Source organism: Cupriavidus sp. GW823-FHT06D04 (genome assembly GCF_058795055.1).
On record NZ_JBXAHL010000004.1, the window covers coordinates 67,420 to 86,251 of the forward strand.

Here is an 18,832-nt window from a genome sequence, read left to right on the forward strand (position 1 = left end):
CCGGGATGCGGCAAGAAATGTGCCGCTTGGCGTTAGCTGCGGAATCCGGCAGAACGGGCGGGATGGCTAGCCGGTGCGAGCCAGTCGCGCAGCGGCGCGCGTGATCGCCTGCCGGGTGTCGGCGTAGTCCGCCCATGGGTCGTCGGCGGCCAGGGCGTCGAGCCTTGGGCCCGCATTGGCGACGGTCCACTGCGCCGCGCCTTGCAGGGTATCGAGTTCTTCCCACCACACCGGCATCGACACGCCCAGCCCCGGGCGTGCCCGCGCCGAGAATGCCGCCGCTGTGGAGGCACCGACGCCATTGCGCAGGTAATCGATGAAAATCTTGCCAACGCGGTTGCGTGGCCCGCTCTTGGCCACGAAGCGCTGCGGAATGGTCTTGGCGACATGGCGCACCACGTCATGCGCGAACGCCTTCACCTCGTCCCAGCCCGCGCGCGGCGTGATCGGCACCACCACGTGCAGCCCCTTGCCGCCGCTGGTCTTCAGGAAGCTGGCGAGGCCGAGTTCATCGAGCAGCGCCTTCATCAGCGTGGCGGCTTCCTGCATTTGTGCCCAGGGCACGCCTTCGCCCGGGTCCAGGTCGAAGACGATCCGGTTGGGGCGGTCGATGCTGCGTTTGCTGGCGTTCCAGGTGTGGAACTCCACCACGTTGAGCTGTGCCGCGGACACCAGCGCTTCGGCTGACGCGATTTCCAGCAGCGCGGGATGCCCGGGCCACAGGCCCGGATCAAGCACGTTGAGGCCGTCCACCCGCAGCGTGTCGCCATGGCGCTGGAAGAACTGCTCGCCGCCCACGCCCGACGGCGCGCGCACCATCGCGATCGGACGCCCGCGCAGGTGCGGCAACATCAGTGGTGCGGCGCGTTCGTAGTAGCGCACCAGGTCGCCCTTGGTCAGGCCGGATGCTGTGTCGATGACGCGCCCGGCATGGCTGATCGCGACTTTGCCGCCGGCGGCGGTTGCACGCTTTGCGGCGGTGCCGGCCTTCGGCTGTGTCCCGGTGTGCTTTGCTGCTTTTGGCGCCGGCTTGCCCTTGGCTGCCGGCGTTGCCGGCCGCTCCACCGACACCGCGCGCGCGGGCTTGTCGGTGCGCAGGCCGTGGAAGACGGCATGGCGCACGCGGCCTTCGCGGGTCCAGCTGCCGAACGAGACTTCGGCCACCAGCTTTGGCCGCACCCAGTGCCCTTTCACGCCTGCCGGCACGCTCTCAAAAGGCGCGGAGTCGGTGCGCAACGCGTCCAGTTGCGTGCGCAGCGCAGCCAGGGTGCGCGTGTCGAAGCCGGTGCCGACATTGCCCGCGTAGCGCAGCCGCCCGCCGCTGTCGTGCACGCCAAGCAGCAATGAGCCGATGCCGGCGCGGCTGCCCTTCGGGTCGGTGAAACCCGCCACCACGAACTCCTGGCGCAAGGTGCATTTCAGCTTGATCCACGTATTGGTGCGCGCGCTGACATAGCTGGCGTCGGCGCGCTTGCCGATCACGCCTTCAAGCTTCATGCGGCAGGCTGCCTCTAGCATGTCGGCAGGGCTGGCCTCGAAGTCCTCGCTGAACTGCAGGCGCGGCGAGGTGTTGTGCGCGAAGATCCGGCGCAGCAGGGCGCGGCGCTCCACCAGCGGCACCTTGCGCAGGTCATGGCCGGCAAAGTAGGGCAGGTCGAACACGAAGTACTGGATGGCCTCGACGCGCGCGGTATCGAAGGCGTTCTGCAGCGCCTGGAAGTCGGTCGCGCCATGCTTGTCGAGCACCACGATCTCGCCATCGAGCCAGCCGTCGGGCAGGCCCAGGGTGCCGACGTCGCGCGCCAGCGCACGCAGCTTGCTGGTCCAGTCGTGGCCCTGGCGCGTGAACAGGCGCACATCCTTGCCGTCGATGCGGGCCAGTAGCCGGTAGCCGTCGAACTTGATCTCGTAATGCCAGGCCTGCGCGTCCGACGGAGGCTGTTCCACCAGCGTGGCCAGCTGCGGCGCCAGCGCCAGCGGCAAGGCCGCGCGCGGCGCGCCGCGCGGCGGCTTCAGGGACCTCGCCGTGCTGCGCGCATCTGGTGCGGCTTCGTCAGGCGGCTGGGCGGTCTTTGCGCGCTTTGCCGCAGGCTTGCGCTGCGTGCCGCCCAGCACGCTGTCCGGCAAGGCCTCGACCACGTCGAACTCCGATGCCGGCACGGCGGTCTCGTCGCGCTCCTTGATCAGCAGCCAGGCGTCCTGCTCCTTCTGCCGGCTGCCGTGCATGCGCACCAGGGTCCAGTGGCCGTGCAGCTTTTCACCGCGCAGCTCGAACTTCAGCTTGCCGGCGCGGTAGCCGGCCTCGGCATCGCCCACCGGCAACCAGGTGCCGCGGTCCCAGACGATGACCGTGCCGGCACCGTAGTGGCCGGCCGGGATCACGCCCTCGAAGCCGGCGTAGTCCAGCGGGTGGTCCTCGCCATGGATGGCCATGCGCTTGTCGGCAGGGTCCAGGCTCGGGCCCTTGGGCACGGCCCAGCTTTTCAGCGTGCCGCCAAGCTCAAGGCGAAAGTCATAGTGCAGCCGACGCGCCGCGTGCTTCTGGATCACGAAGGACAGTTCGCTGGCGCGCGTGCGCGGCTGGCCGCGGGTGCGCGCGGCGCCGCCGGCGGGCTCCGGCGTGGCGCCGAAGTCGCGCATGCGGCGGTATTTATCGAGTGCGGCGGGGGCCTTGGCGGCTGGCGCGCCGCGTGCCGCCGGGCGCGCCGTGCTGGCGCGCTTGCCCGTATGCTTGCCGGCGCCTTTTGCTAAGGCGCGGCGTTTGCCTGGATCCTGTGGCGCTGTCGGTCGCGTGGTCTTGGCCATGGCTGTCGCCGGTTACGTGGGATGTATCCAGCTTAGGCAGCACATGCCGCCGCTGAAATCGGCGCCCGTCCTACAGTGCCCTGTGGCAGCCCCATGCGCGCGCCGCGCATGTGCTTCTTACCGGGCGTTGTAAATCTGCGGCGGCTAGCCTGTCGTGGCGCCGCCACCCAGGGCCGCGCCGGACAGGAACGCTCCTTGCGACTCCCCAGCGGCATGCCCGGCACCGTGCCGGGCCTCCCCGAGGAGGAAGCGGCGATGAAACCAACCCTGAAGAACATTGGCTCGCAGGTCATCGTCCTGACCGGTGCCAGCAGCGGCGTGGGCCTCGTGACGGCGCGCAAGGCGGCGCAGCAGGGCGCACGGCTGGTGCTGGTGGCGCGCAGCGAGGGTTCGCTGCACCAGCTGGCCGAAGAGTTGCGAGAGCATGGCAATGAAGTCATCACCGTGGTGGCCGATGTCGGCAAGCATGAAGAGGTTGGCAAGGTGGCGCAGGCTGCCATCGAGCGCTTCGGTGGCTTCGATACCTGGATCAACAACGCCGGCGTGACCATCTTCGGGCGCCATTGCGATGTGCCGCTGGAAGACCAGCGGCGGCTGTTCGATACCAACTACTGGGGCACCGTGCATGGCTCGCTGGCGGCGGCCGCGCATCTGCGCGAGCACGGCGGCGCCATCATCAACATGGGCAGCGAGGCGGCGGACGGCCCGCTGCCGCTGCAGAGCGCCTACGCGGCCTCGCAGCACGCGATCAAGGGCTTTACGGATTCGCTGCGGCTGGAACTGGAGCAGGAGCAGGCGCCGGTCAGCGTGACGCTGATCAAGCCTGCCGGACTGGAAACGCCGCTGGCGATGCACGCCAAGAATTTCCTCGATGTCGAGCCGCGCCTGCCGCCGCCGCTGTATGACCCGGCGCTGGCCGCTGACGCAATCCTGTTTGCCGCCGCGAACCCGCGCCGCGAGCTCTTCGTCGGTGCGGCCGCCAAGGCGTTCTCGGCCGCGGCGTACCATGCGCCGCACACCTTCGACCGCTTCATGCGCCGCTTCATGGGCCGCGCGCAACAGACGCACCACCCCGCGGGTCCGCTCGAGGACAACGCGCTGTATGGCAGCGGAAGCGGCCTGCAGGAACGGAGCGGCAGCCACAACGCGCTGCAATCCTGCCCCTACACCACTACGGCGCGCCACCCGATGCTGGCCACTGCACTGGTGGTGGGCGCCTCAGCCGCGGTTGCCGCGGTGTACCAGTTGCGGCACAAGCGCTAAGGTCTGTTCCCATATGGAACAGACCCTGCTGTCCGGTGCCGCGCACATTGGTGGCGCATGGGCCGCGAACACCTATCATTGACTCGAATGCCCGCATTTGCGGGCATTCGGCCCTCCGCCTCGCGGCGCCGCCAGGCCGCCCGCGCACGGGGCCTGCTGGCTTCACCCCATCACACAGAAGGTGTGCTCATGTCCGAGCCGCGAGCGGCAAAAGGTGTCCGTGCGTCACCCGTCGGCGAGCCGGACGGCACCAGGGTGGACGATGCCGGCGTCCCGCTGGCGGCACGGTACGGGCGCCTGCTCGACGCGGTGGAAGACTGCGCCGTGTTCGAGACCGATGCGCGCGGGTGCATTGCAATGTGGCCGAATGCCGCGCGGCGCGTGTTCGGCTACAGCGCCGGGGAAATCACCGGCCGTCACTTTTCCTGCCTGCATCGCCCTGAAGATGTCGCTGCCGGCCTGCCGCAGCAATGGCTGCAGGCGGCCGCACTTGGCGGCAGCGCGCGCGACCAGGGCTGGCGCGTGCGGCGCGACGGCAGCCTGCTGCAGGCGTCCTGCCGCATGCGGGCCATTGGCGCGACCGACGAGCCGGGCGCGGCGCTCAAGCATGCCGATGCCTTGTCCGGAGAGTCCGCAGCGGGCCAGGCCACCGGCTTTATCGTGTCGTGCCGCGACATTACCGTGCAGCAGGCCGCATCCGAGCACGCCGGGCTGGCCGATACCCGGCTGCGCCTGCTGGCCGAAAACCTGCCCGGCACCGCGGTGTGCGACCTTGACCTGGACGGCACCATCCGCACCTGGAACGTCGGCGCGCAGGCCCTGGCCGGCTACGCCGAGGCCGAAGCAGTCGGCCAGCCGCTGGCACTGCTCTATTCCCGCCAGGATGCCGCCGCGGGGCGCGACCGCGCGGCGCTGGAAGCCGCGCACGCCTGCGGCCAGTGGGCCGGCGACGAGCGCGTGGCACGCAAGGACGGCTCGGTGGTGCGTTGCCATACGCGCATGGTGCTGGTGCGCGACGCCGCCGGCTGCCCGACCAGCCTGCTGTGGACTGCCCGCGACCTGAGCGATGCGCTGCGGCTGGAAACGCTTGAGGCCGGCAACCGCCGGCTGCAATCGTTCCTGGCCATCCTGGCGCATGAACTGCGCAATCCGCTGGCGGCGGTGCGCAACGCGGTGGAAGTGATCGCGCTGACCCCGGATGCCGACACGCGCGTGGGCCGCTGCGCGGGGATCATCGACCGCCAGCTGCATCAACTGGAGCGGCTGGTGAATGACCTGCTCGACGTGGGCCGCGTGACCGCCGGCAAGCTGAAGATGGAACTGACGCCAACCTCGTACAACGACGTGGTGACCACCAGCATCGAAGCAATCCGCCCGGCGCTGGAGGCGGCCGGCCAGCAGCTCGTGGTGGCGCTGCCGGCAAGCTCGCCTTACGTGCGCGCCGATGCCGCGCGGCTGGGGCAGGTGCTGCTGAACCTGCTCAGCAACGCGGTCAAGTACACCCCGCGCGGCGGCACCGTCAGCGTGCACGTGAGCGTGGAGCCAGCGCGCGTGATCACCGCCGTGTCGGATACCGGCCGGGGTCTCGCGCCGGCGGCGCTGGACCGCATCTTCAACCTGTTCGCGCAGGAGGGCGACGCCGACAGCCGCAGCGGCCTGGGCATCGGGCTGGCACTGGCCAAGGCCGTGGTGGAGGCGCACGGCGGCGCGATCCAGGCCGACAGCGGTGGCGCGGGCAAGGGCAGCACCTTCACCGTGATCCTGCCGCGCGCCACCGCCCGCCGGCGCGAGGCCGCCACGCCGCCGCGGGGGCCGGTGCCGCGACGGCGCGTGCTGGTGGTGGACGACAATGCCGATTCAGCCGACAGCATGGCCGAGCTGCTGGGCCTGCTCGGCCATGAGGCGCGCGCGGCCCATGGCGGCCAGCAGGCACTGGACATGGTCGCCGAATTCCGCCCGGATTGCGTGCTGCTCGACCTGGAGATGCCCGAAATGTCGGGCTTTGACGTCCTGCCGGCATTGCGCCAGGCGTGCGGCCCGCGCTCGGTGCAGTTCCTGGCGCTGACCGGGCGCTGCACTGCTGAACACCAGCGGCGCAGCGAACTGGCCGGCTTCCATGCGTACCTGACCAAGCCGCTGGCGATCGAGGCCCTGTCGCGCGTGCTGGCCGCGCCGGCGCCTTACAAGGAACGGTAGGCGTCCAGCCGGTTGTACAGCGTCTTCAGGCTGATGCCGAGCGCGCGCGCGGCCTGGCGCTTGTCGCCGTCAAAGCGCGCCAAAGTGGCCATGATGATCTCGCGCTGGGTGTCGGCCAGCGTGGTACCCACGCGCACGCTGACCACACCGTCCACCGTGGTGGGTCGCGGCGGCTGCGTGGCCAGGTTGGGGTTGCCGATTTCCACGACCTTGTCCGCCAGGATAAAGGCGCGGTAGACCGCGTTCTTCAGCTCGCGCACATTGCCCGGCCAGTCATAGCGCACCAGCCGCTCCAGCGAGGCGGCGGAGAAGGCCTTGTCGGTGCGCTCCATGGCGTTGTATTCGGCCAGGAAGTGACGTGCCAGCGGCACGATATCATCGGGCCGGTCGCGCAGCGGCGGGATATGCAGCGGGAACACGGCCAGCCGGTACAGCAGGTCTTCCCGCAACTGGCCGGCACGCGCTGCCTCGACCGGGTCGCGGTTGGTGGCTGCCAGGATGCGCACGTCCGTGGTGATGGGCGTGTCGCCGCCGACGCGGTGGAAGGTGCGGCCTTCCAGCACCCGCAACAACTTGATCTGCATGTCGAGCGGCATTTCGGTGACTTCATCGAGAAATAGCGTGCCGCCATGGGCCTGCTCGAAGTAGCCCGCCTTCTGCTCGATCGCGCCGGTAAATCCACCTTTCTCGTGGCCGAACAGCTCTGATTCGATCAGCGTGGGCTGGATCGCGCCGCAGTTGACCGCGATGAAGGGGCCCTTGCGGCGCGCGCTGCGCTCATGCACCGCGCGTGCCACCACTTCCTTGCCGGAGCCGCTTTCGCCTACCGCAAGCATGGTGACATCGGTGGGCGCTACGCGCTCGATCTGGGCCAGCAAGCGCTGCATGACGGGCGACGCGCTTTCCCACAGCAGCGAGACCTGCGAAGGGATGGCGCGGCGCGGCGCGGCCTCGCGCGCCTGCTCGGATAGGCTGGCGGCGTGGCTGGCGGGCTGGCCAGAGGGAGCGGCGTTGCTGCGCCGCGGTGTGCTGGCGGTCACGGGCACAATGAAGGCCTCGGTCGAGATCGGGCTTGTCGTGGGAAGTTCCTATGCTAGCCTTTGGCGCAGTGGCTTGCCATAGATGCACAACCCCGCGCGGAAACATCCGACAGCTGTGTCAGACGGACACCGGCAACGACCGTGCCCGCCCGCGCTTAGACTGGGATTACGCAGTGGACTTGTGCAACCGGCTGACCATGTCGCAGTCGAAATCCTTGCCGCCCCTGTGCCCGTCGCGCCACGCCTCGCATGGAGCGCGCCGGCGGGCGTCCTGAGCCCGGCAGCAATGGCCGCCGTGGCGCGCGAACGCAGGTGCCAGTGGATTTCGCCCAAGTTTCCAATAGGTCTCACTGACGGATCGTATGCCCCACATCCTGATTGTCGATGACGACGAAAACGCATGTGCCGCGCTAGCCGAGATCGTGGCCATGGAAGGCTTCAGTTCCGCCACCGCCGGCACCCTGCGCGAGGCACGGCTGCAGATCGGCTGGCGCATGCCGGAGGCGATCGTGGCCGACCTGCGCCTGCCGGACGGCAACGGCATGGAGCTGTTCGACGAGGTTGGCGCCTCGGGCGTCGAAGTGATCCTCACGACCGGCTATGCCAGCGTCGAAAGCGCGGTCGAAGCGCTGCGCGCTGGTGCCACCGATTACCTGGTCAAGCCCATCAACGTGGCGCGGCTGCAGACCGTGCTCAGGCGCCTGGCCACCACCGGCGAGTTGCGCGCCGAGATCCATTCGCTGCGCGGCGAGTTGCGCCGCTACGGCCGTTTTGGCCGGCTGATGGGCAGTTCCGAAGTGATGCAGGTGGTCTACGACCAGCTCGCGCGCGTGGCGCCGACTGAAGCCACGGTATTGCTGATCGGCGAAAGCGGCACCGGCAAGGAACTGGCCGCGCAGACCGTGCATGAGCTCTCGTCGCGGCGGCGCCAGCCGTTCCTGGCGGTCAACTGCGGCGCGATCTCGCCCACGCTGATCGAAAGCGAGATGTTCGGCCACGAGCGCGGCAGCTTTACCGGCGCGGACCGCCAGCACAAGGGCTATTTCGAGCGCGCCGACGGCGGCACCCTGTTCCTGGACGAGATCACCGAGATGCCCGCCGAGCTGCAGGTCAAGCTGCTGCGGGTGCTGGAGACCGGCACCTTCATGCGCGTGGGCACCAACCGCGAATGCCATGCCGATGTGCGCGTGCTGGCCGCCACCAACCGCAACCCCGAAGATGCGGTGGCCGACGGCAAGCTGCGCGCGGACCTGTTCCACCGGCTGAACGTGTTCCCGGTAGAACTGCCGCCGCTGCGCGCGCGCGGCGACGACGTGATCCAGATCGCCAACCTGATGCTGGAGCAACTCAATGCCGAGCAGGGCACCCGGCGCCGCTTCGCGCCCAATGTGCTGGACAGCCTGCGCCTGCACGCCTGGCCCGGCAATGTGCGCGAGCTGCGCAACTTCGTGCAGCGCGCCTTCATCATGTCCGACGACGATCTCATCACCGAGGTGCAGGTGCCGTTGCAGGTCGCGGCCACGCAGGCGCCGGGCGCGGCGGTGGTGTCGGTGCCGGTGGGCATGTCCCTGGCCGATGCCGACCGGCAGCTGATCTTCGCCACGCTGGAGCAATGCGCCGGCGTGAAGAAGCACGCGGCCGAGATCCTCGGCATCAGCCTGAAGACTTTGTACAACCGGCTGGAAGATTATGCCGCGCGCGGCGAATTGCCAGAGTGGCTGCGCGCCTCGCGCAACGACACCGGATCGTCGGCTACCGGCTGACGGCGCGAGCCAGTGCCTGCGTTTGCGGGGATTGCGCCGGTGCCTGCGGACCGCAGCGCCCTGTGCAGCACGTTTCTTGCTTCCGTCCAATGCATCCAGCCCGGCCAATGCGGCCGGGGACGTGCCAATGCCGAGCCGCACATGACGCAGCAACCCGCGCAGTCCGCGATGCCGGACGCTCCGCTTTCTTCGCCAGCCGCTGCCGTGCGCAGCGTGCAAGAGGTGAGCGCGCTGATCGAGCAATCGGCGCATGACCTGCGTTCCGCGCTGAACGCCATCCAGAGCTGGGCCTACGTGCTGGACCGCGCCTTCGATACCACGCCGGCGCCCGCGCAGCGCGCGCTGGACGGCATTCGTTCCGGCACGCAGCAGCAGCTGGCGCTGATCGAGGAGATGGAAGAAGCCGTGCGGCTGCTGGCCGACGAGGGCGCACCGCGCTGGCAGCGCCTGGACCTGCTGGCGCTCACGGCCCAGGCCGTCGCCGACCGTCGCCCCGCGGCCGAAGCCCGGGGCGTGCTGCTGTCACCGGTCGCCACCGACGGTACGGTCGAATCGTCCGAATCGGCCTACCTGATCGATGGCGACGCCGTGCGGCTGGCCCCGCTGCTGCGGCACCTGCTGGTGCACTGCATCTGGCGCGCGCCGGCCGGCGGCTCGGTCGCCGTGCATGTTTTCAGCGAGCCGGATCACGTGAAGCTGCGCATCACCGAGAGCCCGCCGCTGGACCAGCAGCGCAGCGCCAGCCGGCTGGCCGCGCTGACCGATTTCTTCGGGCGCCGGGCGGCACCGGACGGTGCGACCCCGGCCCGGCAGAGCAGCGCGCTGCTGCTGACGCGCCGCATGGTGGAAATGCACGGGGCGGCGCTGAGCGCGGAAAGCGATGGCTGCGATAGTGACAGGATCAGCGTCTGCATTGTTGTCAGGTTCCCGCGCCACATGCAGGCCTGACGCGGCGCGGCGCATTGATGTAGTTTTTACCGGCATGTCGCATGCGCTACGCGTAGCGCTTGCCGGCCGGCCTTTGCCGCACTCGCCGCCGCCGCGGCGTTACGGCAGCGCCCGCACCGCTCCCGGCCGCTCTGCTGGCCTCTCCCGTTTCTGGCCCGCGCCTTGCATGGATGAATGACCCAACCAAGGAGGGTACAACCATGCCCAAAGCCAGCCGCAAATCCGACAAGGCCGCGCAGGTTGCTCACAAGCCGTCCGGCGCGAAATCCGACAAGTCTCGGGCTGCCCGCATGAGCGGGCCATCCGCAGGCAAGGCCGGCGCAGGCAGCAAGGCCGTCGCCGGCGACAAGCAACGGGGCAAGGAAGCCAAGACCTACCAGGCCGCCGTGGACGACTCACTGGAGATGACGTTCCCGGCCAGCGACCCGATCTCGCCGAGTGCAGCCATGCACGCTGAGAAGAAGACGCAGACCGCGCGCGACGACGTCGACTGGAAGCTCAAGCGGGGCAGCGAAAAGCAGCCCGTGGGCGCCAAGCCGGCCAGCCAGCGCAAGGGGTCGGCCACGAAGCGCTGAAGCGCATGTCCGCAACCCTGAAGTCCAGGTGCCGCGGCGCGGCGGCTCAGTGCCCTGCGCCGCAGCCCGCCAAACGGAGATAGCCATGACCCGAGTCCAACCTGAACCCCCTGAAGAACGGCCGCCGCACGGCGCATCCATCGTCGGCGGCATCGACCGCGATTCCCCGGGTCCCGGCCCGTTCGTGATGGCAGCCGACACGCTTGAGGGCAACAAGGTGGTTGACCCCGCTGGCGATGATATCGGCACCATCGACCACATCATGATCGACGTGCTGGGCGGGCGCGTGGCCTACGCAGTGCTGGCCATGGGCGGCTTCCTTGGCATTGGCGAAAAGCTCTTCGCCTTGCCGTGGTCGGCGCTCACGCTCGACACGCGGCGCAAGTGTTTTGTGCTTGGTGTTGAAAGGGACCGGCTCAAGGCCGCGCCGGGGTTTGACAAGGACCACTGGCCCAGCATGGCGGATTCGCAGTGGGCTACCAGCATTCACCAGTATTACGGGATTTCGCCTTATTGGGAGGCGGATCGGTATGACCCTTGGGATGAGAGGAGGAGGTGAGGGGGAAGGTGGGGTATGGCTCTTGGGCTCTTTAGCTTTGCGCCATGCGGCTGCTTGTCGTTCTTGGCGGGCGTCGCTGTTTCGCCGGCGTAGCCGGCGAGTCACTTTTTGTCCGAGCGACAAAAAGTAACCAAAAAAACGCGTCGCCTGAGCGGCTGGCAATCAATTCCACGGCGTTGGTGGTTCACACGGTGGTGCTTGACGTTAGGCTTGGGTGCCCGTTCGACCCTGCTACGCCATGTGAGTGTGGGACAGTGCCTCCGTTAACCCACTATTGAACGATCCCCATGCAGGGCGTAGGCCGCATGCTGCAAGCGGCATCGCGGGGACGCCTACGGCTGCTGCGCTGGCCCAAAATGCGCTGACGGTCATTGGGCGCTTGCGCGAAGCGCAGCCGAAGGCGTTGATGCGATATCGCTCGAGAGCGCGGGCCACCGCCCGACTTGGGGATCGTTCAAAAGCCGGTTATCGCAGGCACTGTCCCACACTCACATGGCGTTAGCAGGGTCGAACCGCGACCAAAACGGCAAGCACCGCCGCCCATATGACCAACGCCGCGTAATTGATTGCCAGCCGCATAGGCGACGCGTTTTTTGGTTACTTTTTGTAAAGCTAAAGAGCCACGCCCGCCAAGAGCGACTAGCGACCGCATGGCGCAAAGCCAAAACCACCCACGCCCGCCAAACACCCTAAACCAACCACATGAAGGCCATTCCAAACATCCACACTTCATGAGAGCGCAACAATGAACAATTCCAGCCCAATCCCGCCAGGCGTTAGCCATCGCACCGGGTCCAGCAAGCATGGCGTGCTGCATGCCTTTGACCGCTTCGCCGGCGCCGCCACACGCCAGGCCGGATCGCCCGTCGCATTCGTGCTGGCCGTCGCCGTGATAGCCGCATGGGCCATCACCGGCCCACTGTTTGCCTATTCCGAAACCTGGCAACTGGTCATCAATACCGGCACCACCATCGTCACCTTCCTGATGGTGTTCCTGATCCAGCAGAGCCAGAACAAGGACGCGGTCGCGGTCCACCTGAAGCTCAATGAACTTCTCGCCTCGCACCGCGAAGCCAGCAATATGCTGGTGTCGATCGAGGACCTGGATGAGGAAGAACTGCGCCAGCTGGTGACCTTCTATCGCCACCTGGCCGAGTTGGCTGACAAGGAAGACGGTATCAAGTCGAGCCATTCGCTGGACGAGGCGCGCGAGAACCACGCCGCCAAGCGGCAGGCGCGCGCAGCGCGCGGGCGCCGGCTGGCCGGCAGCGATGCCGGGAGCCGCTCACCCACCGTGGCGCCCAGCTCTTAGCCCATGCGGCCCCTCCCACGCCATCGAGCGAGAGCTACCAGCAAGGAGCCGCCCGTGTCCGAACCGAGCAAGTCAACGCATCGAAAACGCGCTGCCCCGGGCAACCCGCCGGCACGCAGCCGCGCGGTGATGGTCTACGGTTGCGAGTCCCTGGGCAAGGCCGACAGCCACCTCGGCACGACCCTTGCCAATATTGCCCGCAAGGTCGCTGACATCGCGGGCTTTTCCTTTGCAGGCCCCTACTCCGCGCCGGATGCGGGGCTGCCTGCGCCATACCTGGTGCCCGCGCAGACTCTGGTAGGCCGTACGCTGGCGCAGGACCTCGGCGTGCGGGACGCGGGCGACCTGTTTGGCGGGGTGGTGCCCTACGCCTTCGTGGCCACCAAGGCGATCACGCACGGCCTGGTGGCGCCCGGCGCCGCAGCGCCGCGGGGCTGGTCCGAGGACTTTGTGCGGCGCGTAGTGGGCGCCACGCTGCCGGGCTTTACCGCCTTCACGCTCAGCGATGCGCGGATTGCGGCAATGCGCCTGCTGGCGCTGGGGCCGGTACGGCTGAAGGAACCGTGCGGCATCGGCGGGTTGGGCCAGCGCGTGGTCTACGACGAACGCTCGCTGGACGAGGCGCTCGCCGCGATGGCGCCCGATGTGGTGCAAGCCCATGGCCTGGTGGCGGAGCGCGACCTGGACGCGCCGCAGACCTACAGCGTGGGGCAGGTGGAGCTGGCGGGCCTGCGGGCCAGCTATTGCGGCACGCAAGGGCTCACTGCCAACAACCACGGGCAGAAGGTCTATGGCGGCTCCACGCTGACGATGGTGCGCGGCGGCCTCGAGGCGCTGCTGCAGCATCCGTTCGACGCCCGCACGCTGGCCGCGGTGCGGGCCGCGATGGTGTACCACGAAGCCGCGCTGGCCTGCTATGGCGATGCCGGGGGCATGGTGCTTTCTCGCTGCAACTACGACGTCGCCTTCGGCCCGCCCGCGGGCAGCGCCGGCCACGGGCAAGTGCTTGGGGGCGTGCTGGAACAGTCCTGGCGGGTGGGCGGCGCGACCGGCGCCGAGCTGGCGGCGCTGGCCGCGCTGCTCGAGGATCCGCGCCGCACCCGCGTGGTGGCTGCCACGCGCGAGGTCTATGGCAAGGGCGTGCGCGTGCCGGACGACGCCGAGATCTACTTCCAGGGAGAGGACCGGCACGCCGGTCCGTTGACCAAATACGCACGACTGGAGCCTGAATCCGATGGCAACGCATGAAGACCTAGTGCAGATACAAAGCGAAGGCGGCACCATTGCCGGCACCTTGATCAGCCCGCAGACCAGGCTGCCGGGCGTGCTGTTCGTCCATGGCTGGGGCGGCAGCCAGCAGCAGTACCTGGCCCGCGCGCGCAAGGTGGCGGGGCTGGGCTGTGTCTGCCTGACCTTCGACCTGACCGGGCACGCCGGGACCCAGGCGCAATACGAGACGGTCAGCCGCATGCGCAACCTGGCCGACGTGGTGGCCGCCTACGATGTGCTGGTGCGCCAGCCCGAAGTGGACCGCAACGCCATCGCGGTGGTGGGCAGCAGCTACGGCGGCTACCTGGCTGCGTTGCTGAGCACGCTGCGCCAGGTGCGCTGGATGGCGTTCCGCGCGCCGGCGCTGTACATGGACTCGGGCTGGGAACTGCCCAAGCGCCAGCTGCATCGCGAACAGGACCTGGTGGCCTACCGTCGCAGCGTGGTGCCGCCCGAGAGCAACCGAGCCCTGCGCGCTTGCGCGGAATTTGCCGGCGACGTGCTGGTGATTGAATCCGAGCACGACCAGGTGGTGCCGCACGCCGCGGTGATGAGCTACGTGGATGCCTGCGTGCACGCCAGCTCCATGACCTACCGCGTGATCAAGGGGGCCGACCACGGCCTGACGGAAGAGGAAAGCCAGCGCGCCTACAGCAGCCTGCTGGTCAACTGGCTGCGCGAGATGATTACCGTCGCGCGCGCCGGCCCGGTCAGCGCCGAACGCGCGGAGCCGCCCGCGCCGCAGGTGCCGGCCGACGAACCGGGCATGCCGCTCGCCGAGTCCGCCAGCGCCCCGGCAACGGCATCCGGCGCGCAATAGCGTGTCGCTGACAGCAGGCAAAGACGGCTGAACCCGCTCAGCACCCCAATGAGCCGATATAGCCCGGTAGGCCGCGCGCGCCCGCTGCGTGCGCCAGCCGGAACGCCTGCGCCAGCGCGATGGCAAAGTGATGCGTGGTATCGAACGGGCCCGCCACGTGGCGGCGGAAGTAGTCGGCCCAGCGAAAATCCATGTAGGCGGTCTTGACCTTGCGATAGCCGCCGGCCAGCTGCACGAAGGCCTCCAGGCTGCGATACGGGTCGTCGCGCATGTCGTGGATGCCGCCGGGCAATTCCGTCAGCGGACGGCGGCGCCCGTGCTCGTCGTAAGGGTGGACCATATGCTCGGCCACCATGTGGCGCCAGAACGCCGGCACGTTCATGTCGCTCAGGTCGGCGCGCACCAGGCCCGGCACATGGGTGAGCCCGAGATCGTGCCAGGCGCGCACCCAGTGATGGTGATCGACCACGTACAGGGCCTGTTCCGGACCGATCACCAGGTGTACGCAGTGCCGGTCCAGGAACGCGGCGCGGCGTTCCGGCGGCACGCGCCGGGTGACATGGACCTTCTGCGCGACGTGGTAGCCGCCTACCGTGATTTGGGTGGGACGCAGGGCATCCAGCGGCACCATCAGCTTGCTGCCGGGGCGCAGCTTGCGAGGCTGGCGACGCATGGGCGCATCAGCTCTTGTTCAGCGTGCGCTCGGGCGAGGTCCCCGGAGCCGCCGTGCCGGCGGCATCGTCGCCGCCGACCTCTGAGCCGGCCGCCCACGCGGCGCCTGGCTGGCGCTGTACGCGCAGGCGATTGTCCACCTCGGTGACGCCGAACACAGCATCGGCAATGTCCTCGATCACGTATTTCTCGCGGCGCTCGCGCACGGTGCCGTCCAGCGTCACCACGCCGTTGGCCACTTCCACGCTGACGTCGCCGACATCGACATACGGGTTCATCGCCAGGCGTTCGCACACATCCTCGCGTACGCGCTCATCGGTGCGGCGGTAGCCCTTGGGGCCAACCGGACGGCGCCCGCGCTGGCCGCCTGGCGCTCCCGCTTGCGCTGCATAAGGCGCGTAGCGCCGGTAGCCCGGATCATCCGGGTACACACGCTGGCCGCCGCTGTACGACTGGCCACCGCTGCCGGCGTCGCCAAAGTAGCCGCCGCCATAGCTGGGCTGGCCGGCGCGCTGCGCGCGGTCGCGTTCCATGCCTTCGCGCCAGTGCATGGCGCGGCCGCCGCGTTCACCCCAGTCTTCTTCACCGTGCCAGGCACGGCCAGGCCGGCGCGGGTCGTCCGCTTCGCTGCGGCGTCCGCGCGGGCCGAAGCGGTCTTCATCGCGGTAGCCATAGCCCGATTCGCGTTCTTCGCTGCGGTAGCCGCTGTCCTGCGGGGCCGGCCGGTAGCCACCGTAGCCGCTGCTGTACGGATGGCCGGTGCCGCCTGTGTCGGCCGCGCCATAGCCCTGTTCGCCCCAACTACCGCGGCGCTGGCCGGCAGGCGTGTCCTGCTGGTACCACGGCCCGCCATGGCGCGCGGACTCGCTGTCGCGGCCCGCCGGAGCGGATTGGCTGCTGCTGTCGCCGCGCCAGTCCTCACCCCATTCCTGTCCCCAGTCCTCCGAGCCGCGGCCCTGGTCCTGGTCGCGCATCCGTTGCGCCGGGCCGCGCTCGCGGCGCTGCGTTTCGGTGCCGCTGCGGGGGCCGCTGCGGCTGCGCTCGTTACGGAAGTTGAACATGGTTGCCTCCTGGCTGTGGGGCCCGGGCGTCCTCCGCCGCACTGCCTGGTGCGGCAGGCCGGTGCGGCAACTGCCGCAGGCACGCCGGGCCGGTGACGTTCATGCCTGCAATGGCCGCAATATCCGTGCCCCGGTGCGCGGGCGAGGCCATGCTGGCTGTCGCGCATGGCGCGCTGTAAGGATTGCCGGGCGATGTAAGGTTTGCGGGCGGCGTGCCGGCCATGGCGGCGGGCCGTGGCCACGACGCGCGAACTGCGGCGCGGCGTGGGCTCGCCGCTTGCGGCATGGAACTTGCGCGGCACCTGCAAGGGCCGTAATGCGGCCACGCAGACAGGAGCCAGCCATGTCCACACCGACCAGCATCCCGCCCCAGCACCAGCCACGCCAGCCGAGCCTGGAGGCCGCCATGCGGCCGCAGCCGGACAGTGGTGCCGAGGACTATGTCGGCAGCGGCCGGCTGCGCGGGCGCGTGGCGCTGATCACCGGCGGCGACAGCGGCATCGGGCGGGCCATTGCGGTGGCCTTTGCGCGTGAAGGCGCCGATGTCGCCATCGCCTATCTCGATGAGCATGCCGATGCGCGAGAGACCGTCGAGCTGGTCGAGGCGGCAGGCCGCAAATGCCTGGCAATCGCGGGAGACCTCGCCGACCACGCGCATGCCGAGGCCGTGGCGCGGCAGGCGTTGCAGCAGTACGGCAAGCTCGACATCCTGGTCAACAATGCCGCCGAGCAACACCCCAAGGCCTCGCTGGAAGAAGTCGACCCCAGCCAGGTGGAGGCCACCTTCCGCACCAATGTGTTCGCGATGTTCCACCTGACGCGCGCGGTGCTGCCGCACCTGAAGGCGGGCGCGTCGATCCTGAACACAACCTCGGTGACCGCGTATCGCGGCAGCAAGCACCTGCTGGATTACTCCGCCACCAAGGGTGCGATCGTGTCGTTCACGCGTTCCCTGGCGCTGCAGGTGGTCGAGCGCGGCATCCGTGTCAACGGCGTCGCACCGGGCCCGATCTGGACGCCGCTGATCCCGTCGACCTTCACGGCGGAAGAAGTGGCCGAGTTTGGCAGGAAGACGCCGATGGGCCGCCCGGGACAACCATTCGAGGTGGCGGCGGGCTTTGTGTTCCTGGCCTCCGACGCGGCCAGCTACATCACCGGGCAGATCCTGCACATCAACGGCGGCGAGGTCGTCAACGGCTGAGGCGCCAGGGCAAGGCATGTAGTTCCGGGGCCGCCTTTGCAAATATTGCACGCCGGCGTGCGCGCCATGCAGGCCGTGCGCGCGGCGTGACGCACAGCGGGCGCGGGCGTGGCTCTTGCAATGTGGATGGCAGCAGTCATGACCATCGCCACTATCTCATGGGAGTCAGTCATCATGTCAGCGATCGTAGCCGGACGTTTCGATTCGATTGCCAGCGCCGAAGACGTGGCACGGACCCTGTTCTCGCGCGGCTTCTCCGTGTGGGACGTATCCATCATGTCGGTGGGGCCGGACACTGCGCCGGACCGCGTCATGCTGGCGGCGTGCGTCAACAACGGCCTCGGTTCCGTCGCCGTGGACGTGCTGCGCGAGGCCGGTGCGAGCGGACTGGAACGTGCGCAAGGCAACTGGGAATGCGGCCAGTGGACGGATTTCAATCCCGCCCGCCACGGCGAGCCCGTACATGACGGTGAGGGCGAATACTGGCCGCGCCCGCTCACACGCGAAGCGATTGCCGAAGAGAGCACCGGCAACGAAGACCCGGGCAGCGAGCTTGAGCACTTCGTTGACCAGAAGCGTGCCGAGCACGACTGAGCGCCGCGCTGCCGACAGCGCGGAACACCGCGCGCCGCGCAGCAAGGCCGTTGCCGAACTGGCTCGCCTGCGCCCGACCCAGCTGACGCTGGGCTATGCGCACGTCAGCTACAAGATGGACGTCACGCAGCGCCACGCGGACCCGGACGACCACGCGGCGCTGCGGCGCTTCATGCGCCGCCATCGCATCAAGACCGTCGCCGGGCCGGGCGGCGGCCTCTATATCATCGATCACCATCACTGGGCGCGGGCATGGCTGGATCTCGGCTACGAGCGGGCACCCGTGCGCGTGCTGCATGACTTCAGCCGCCTGAGCCCGTCTGCGTTCTGGAAACGGATGCGCCGTCTCGGCCATGTCCATCCCTATGACGAGCACGGCAGGCTGCTGGGCCCGAAGGCACTGCCGCCCACTGTGCGGGGCATGCGCGACGATCCCTATCGCAGCCTGGCGGCCTTTGCGCGCGAGGCCGGGGCCTACCGCAAGCCTGGCAGCGCGGCTGGCGACTTCTCCTGGGTCCGCTTCCTGCGCGAGCGGGTGGAAGAGGACCTGGGCAGTGTTGCGGGATTCGGGCTGGCGCTGACGGAGTCGATCCGGCTGGCGCGCAGCGCCCGCGCAAGACGGCTGCCGGGCTATTGCGGCGGGCCGGTGAGGGGGAGGGTCGGGGGAAAGAAGGGCGGTGCCGGATAATCAGCCAGTCTGGCAAACCGCTTGGGTGCTCCCTTCTCCCGCAAGCAGGAGAGAGGAGCAAACCGG

At 68.9% G+C, this 18,832-nt stretch carries 16 protein-coding genes; 12 read left to right on the plus strand and 4 right to left on the minus strand.

Features of this window, described 5'->3' with window-relative positions; genetic code table 11:
* Nucleotides 1-66: 66 nt before the first annotated feature.
* Nucleotides 67-2,805, minus strand: coding sequence for a DNA ligase D (gene ligD / locus AC1Q7H_RS08300; RefSeq protein WP_492381114.1), 2,739 nt, complete (start codon nt 2,803-2,805; stop codon nt 67-69).
* Nucleotides 2,806-3,060: 255 nt separating this feature from the next.
* Here ligD and AC1Q7H_RS08305 point away from each other — a divergent pair, with 255 nt between their 5' ends.
* Both AC1Q7H_RS08305 and AC1Q7H_RS08310 read left to right on the plus strand, forming a co-directional pair.
* Nucleotides 3,061-4,068 (plus strand): SDR family oxidoreductase, encoded by a 1,008-nt coding sequence (locus AC1Q7H_RS08305; RefSeq protein WP_013953937.1) that lies wholly within the window; start codon nt 3,061-3,063, stop codon nt 4,066-4,068.
* A gap of 189 nt (nt 4,069-4,257) precedes the next feature.
* A complete protein-coding gene (locus AC1Q7H_RS08310) occupies nt 4,258-6,264 on the plus strand; it encodes a hybrid sensor histidine kinase/response regulator (RefSeq protein WP_153954117.1) in 2,007 nt (668 codons plus the stop codon).
* Here the strand turns inward: AC1Q7H_RS08310 and AC1Q7H_RS08315 are convergent.
* Nucleotides 6,249-7,310, minus strand: coding sequence for a sigma-54 interaction domain-containing protein (locus AC1Q7H_RS08315; RefSeq protein WP_013953935.1), 1,062 nt, complete (start codon nt 7,308-7,310; stop codon nt 6,249-6,251). The two genes, AC1Q7H_RS08310 and AC1Q7H_RS08315, sit on opposite strands and share 16 nt — an antisense overlap.
* 356 nt (nt 7,311-7,666) lie before the next feature.
* Between AC1Q7H_RS08315 and AC1Q7H_RS08320 the strand changes: the two genes are divergently transcribed.
* From AC1Q7H_RS08320 to AC1Q7H_RS08350, 7 genes are all read left to right on the plus strand, one after another.
* A complete protein-coding gene (locus AC1Q7H_RS08320) occupies nt 7,667-9,067 on the plus strand; it encodes a sigma-54-dependent transcriptional regulator (RefSeq protein ID WP_013953934.1) in 1,401 nt (466 codons plus the stop codon).
* Between the two features lie 141 nt (nt 9,068-9,208).
* Nucleotides 9,209-10,015, plus strand: coding sequence for a sensor histidine kinase (locus tag AC1Q7H_RS08325; protein WP_041228732.1), 807 nt, complete (start codon nt 9,209-9,211; stop codon nt 10,013-10,015).
* A gap of 200 nt (nt 10,016-10,215) precedes the next feature.
* Complete coding sequence (locus AC1Q7H_RS08330) at nt 10,216-10,590, plus strand: hypothetical protein (protein ID WP_013953932.1); 375 nt, start codon at nt 10,216-10,218, stop codon at nt 10,588-10,590.
* Nucleotides 10,591-10,675: 85 nt separating this feature from the next.
* Nucleotides 10,676-11,149 (plus strand): PRC-barrel domain-containing protein, encoded by a 474-nt coding sequence (locus AC1Q7H_RS08335; protein WP_010810663.1) that lies wholly within the window; start codon nt 10,676-10,678, stop codon nt 11,147-11,149.
* Between the two features lie 745 nt (nt 11,150-11,894).
* Complete coding sequence (locus AC1Q7H_RS08340; protein WP_013953931.1) at nt 11,895-12,461, plus strand: low affinity iron permease family protein; 567 nt, start codon at nt 11,895-11,897, stop codon at nt 12,459-12,461.
* A 54-nt stretch (nt 12,462-12,515) separates the two neighbouring features.
* The gene (locus AC1Q7H_RS08345) at nt 12,516-13,709 is read left to right on the plus strand and encodes a DUF3182 family protein (RefSeq protein ID WP_492381115.1); all 1,194 of its coding nucleotides are present in this window, start codon (nt 12,516-12,518) and stop codon (nt 13,707-13,709) included.
* A complete protein-coding gene (locus tag AC1Q7H_RS08350; RefSeq protein WP_013953929.1) occupies nt 13,696-14,550 on the plus strand; it encodes an alpha/beta hydrolase family protein in 855 nt (284 codons plus the stop codon). Before AC1Q7H_RS08345 ends, AC1Q7H_RS08350 begins: the two co-directional genes overlap by 14 nt.
* A 37-nt stretch (nt 14,551-14,587) precedes the next feature.
* Here the strand turns inward: AC1Q7H_RS08350 and AC1Q7H_RS08355 are convergent, their stop codons facing one another.
* Both AC1Q7H_RS08355 and AC1Q7H_RS08360 read right to left on the minus strand, forming a co-directional pair.
* Nucleotides 14,588-15,223, minus strand: a complete 636-nt coding sequence (locus AC1Q7H_RS08355; RefSeq protein ID WP_492381116.1) for a ParB-like protein — start codon at nt 15,221-15,223, stop codon at nt 14,588-14,590.
* Between the two features lie 7 nt (nt 15,224-15,230).
* A complete protein-coding gene (locus AC1Q7H_RS08360; protein ID WP_013953927.1) occupies nt 15,231-16,283 on the minus strand; it encodes a BON domain-containing protein in 1,053 nt (350 codons plus the stop codon).
* Nucleotides 16,284-16,626: 343 nt separating this feature from the next.
* Between AC1Q7H_RS08360 and AC1Q7H_RS08365 the strand changes: the two genes are divergently transcribed.
* The 3 genes from AC1Q7H_RS08365 to AC1Q7H_RS08375 all read left to right on the plus strand — a co-directional run bounded on the left by AC1Q7H_RS08365 (nt 16,627) and on the right by AC1Q7H_RS08375 (nt 18,766).
* Nucleotides 16,627-17,484: an SDR family oxidoreductase gene (locus AC1Q7H_RS08365; RefSeq protein ID WP_492381117.1), complete on the plus strand. Its 858-nt coding sequence runs from the start codon at nt 16,627-16,629 to the stop codon at nt 17,482-17,484.
* Nucleotides 17,485-17,658: 174 nt separating this feature from the next.
* Complete coding sequence (locus AC1Q7H_RS08370) at nt 17,659-18,078, plus strand: hypothetical protein (RefSeq protein ID WP_041228949.1); 420 nt, start codon at nt 17,659-17,661, stop codon at nt 18,076-18,078.
* Nucleotides 18,062-18,766 (plus strand): ParB-like protein, encoded by a 705-nt coding sequence (locus AC1Q7H_RS08375; protein ID WP_041228731.1) that lies wholly within the window; start codon nt 18,062-18,064, stop codon nt 18,764-18,766. The genes AC1Q7H_RS08370 and AC1Q7H_RS08375 overlap by 17 nt, the downstream gene beginning before the upstream one ends.
* Nucleotides 18,767-18,832: the final 66 nt, after the last annotated feature.

Bases quoted from the DNA above. Each gene is read 5' to 3' on its own strand.
- ligD (WP_492381114.1), bottom strand. From the start codon at position 2,805: ATGGCCAAGACCACGCGACCGACAGCGCCACAGGATCCAGGCAAACGC.
- AC1Q7H_RS08335 (WP_010810663.1), top strand. From the start codon at position 10,676: ATGACCCGAGTCCAACCTGAACCCCCTGAAGAACGGCCGCCGCACGGC.
- AC1Q7H_RS08370 (WP_041228949.1), top strand. From the start codon at position 17,659: ATGTCAGCGATCGTAGCCGGACGTTTCGATTCGATTGCCAGCGCCGAA.
- AC1Q7H_RS08340 (WP_013953931.1), top strand. From the start codon at position 11,895: ATGAACAATTCCAGCCCAATCCCGCCAGGCGTTAGCCATCGCACCGGG.
- AC1Q7H_RS08305 (WP_013953937.1), top strand. From the start codon at position 3,061: ATGAAACCAACCCTGAAGAACATTGGCTCGCAGGTCATCGTCCTGACC.
- AC1Q7H_RS08360 (WP_013953927.1), bottom strand. From the start codon at position 16,283: ATGTTCAACTTCCGTAACGAGCGCAGCCGCAGCGGCCCCCGCAGCGGC.
- AC1Q7H_RS08355 (WP_492381116.1), bottom strand. From the start codon at position 15,223: ATGCGTCGCCAGCCTCGCAAGCTGCGCCCCGGCAGCAAGCTGATGGTG.
- AC1Q7H_RS08325 (WP_041228732.1), top strand. From the start codon at position 9,209: ATGACGCAGCAACCCGCGCAGTCCGCGATGCCGGACGCTCCGCTTTCT.
- AC1Q7H_RS08365 (WP_492381117.1), top strand. From the start codon at position 16,627: ATGTCCACACCGACCAGCATCCCGCCCCAGCACCAGCCACGCCAGCCG.
- AC1Q7H_RS08350 (WP_013953929.1), top strand. From the start codon at position 13,696: ATGGCAACGCATGAAGACCTAGTGCAGATACAAAGCGAAGGCGGCACC.
- AC1Q7H_RS08310 (WP_153954117.1), top strand. From the start codon at position 4,258: ATGTCCGAGCCGCGAGCGGCAAAAGGTGTCCGTGCGTCACCCGTCGGC.
- AC1Q7H_RS08320 (WP_013953934.1), top strand. From the start codon at position 7,667: ATGCCCCACATCCTGATTGTCGATGACGACGAAAACGCATGTGCCGCG.
- AC1Q7H_RS08330 (WP_013953932.1), top strand. From the start codon at position 10,216: ATGCCCAAAGCCAGCCGCAAATCCGACAAGGCCGCGCAGGTTGCTCAC.